Origin of the sequence: Collinsella aerofaciens ATCC 25986 (assembly GCF_964239575.1) — a bacterium.
GTDB classification, from domain to species: Bacteria; Actinomycetota; Coriobacteriia; order Coriobacteriales; family Coriobacteriaceae; genus Collinsella; species Collinsella aerofaciens_BQ.
Window position 1 is genome coordinate 1 of the sequence record NZ_CAXSQQ010000055.1, and the last position, 1,454, is coordinate 1,454.

Sequence of the window (1,454 nt, forward strand, 5' to 3'; positions counted from 1 at the left end):
GGTTGATTTCCGATCTCAGCCGAACACATTGAGCTGATGGCTCGCTCCCGCAGTTAGCCGAACGCCCCCGCGGCCCCTCCTGGGGTCCGGGGGCGCCGTTTTCCCAGTTGAAGGAACGGTGGAGATGTGTTTCGATGGGTCCGGTGGCCATGCTCCGCCCGCCGCCCGGCACCTCTTCCCAGACTCAGCCGGACGGTCGGTCCGTCTATTCCGTTTTCTTCCAGGCTAGGCCAGCGGGGCATCGCCCCTCTCTGCGCGCGCCCTCTCGATGAGCCCCGGCGTCAGGTCGAGGTCGCCGAGCGGCACGTCCCCCACGCCGTAGGCGTCCAGCAGCGCCGCCGCGTCCTCCCCGAGCATCGCCCTGAAGGCGCGCGCGGGCGTCGCGAAGCCGAGTGCGCCGCGGGGCTCGGAGTTCACGTGCGACATGGCCAGCGCCAGGTCGGCCGGGGCGAGCCGGTCGAACCTGATTCCGGCGCCCTTGGGCAGCAGCTTCCTGATCTCGACGTGGTTGCGCTCGCAGGCGCCCTTCTGGTCGCTGCGCCTGGGGTCGCAGTAGAACAGCCTCGTCTCGCCCGGCCCCTCGCCGAGCAGCGCCGCGACCGCCGCCTCGTCGGAGAACTCGGCGCCGTTGTCGGTGAGGACGGCGCGGAACACGCGGCGCGTCCCGTCGGCGCCGAGGATGGCCCGGATGCCCTCCAGGGCGTCCGCGACGCACCCGGCGGTCTTCTCCTCCAGCGGCAGCGCGAGCTGGAGCCTGCTGGGGCGGTGCAGCAGCGTGAGCAGGCAGGCGGAGTCCTCCCGGGCCCCCTCGACGGTGTCCATCTCCCAGGCCGCGGCGCACGCGTCCTCCCCGAGGGCGAGGAACGCGGCATGCGACCTGCGGGCGGAGTGGCGCGTGGCCGCCCGGCCCGCGGCGCGCTTCCTCGGCCTGTAGCCGACCTTGCGCCTGAGCTCCATGTTGGTCATGCCGTCGTAGCCCGCCGAGACCCAGCGGTAGATGGTCGACGGCGACAGGTCCACGGGCCCGCCGTTGCGCGCCGCCATCTGCTCGGGCGACAGCCCCCGTCGCAGGCAGTCCCTGATGGCCTCCAGCCTGGCCGCCGCGGCGGGCTCGTCGGCGTCTATCCCGCGCCTGGACGAGACGAGGACCGAGTCGGCGCACAGCTGCGCGGCCCGGGCCTCGTAGAAGACGTGGGGGCGGCGCTTGCAGCCGATCGCGCGGTACCGGCCGCAGCCGTTGCAGCAGCGCGGCCACGCGGCCAGGCGCGGGCAGGCCGCCGACAGGTCGGCGGAGGCGTCCACGCGCTCGCCGCGCCTGGCCTTCGGCGCCGTCACGAACCTGTGCGACGCCACCTCGGCGCTCACCGTCGAGGGCGACCTGCCCAGCTCCCTCGCGATCTCCCTGCACGACGCCCTGCGCTCCAGCATCCTCTGGACCGTGTCCCGCTCGTGCC

Annotated in this window: 1 protein-coding gene; it reads right to left on the bottom strand. The window is 73.5% G+C overall.

Annotated elements, in window-relative coordinates; genetic code table 11:
- Window positions 1–225: 225 nt before the first annotated feature.
- A partial coding sequence (locus ACESUZ_RS10045) for an IS30 family transposase (protein ID WP_373199911.1) occupies window positions 226–1,454 on the bottom strand: 1,229 nt, incomplete at its 5' end.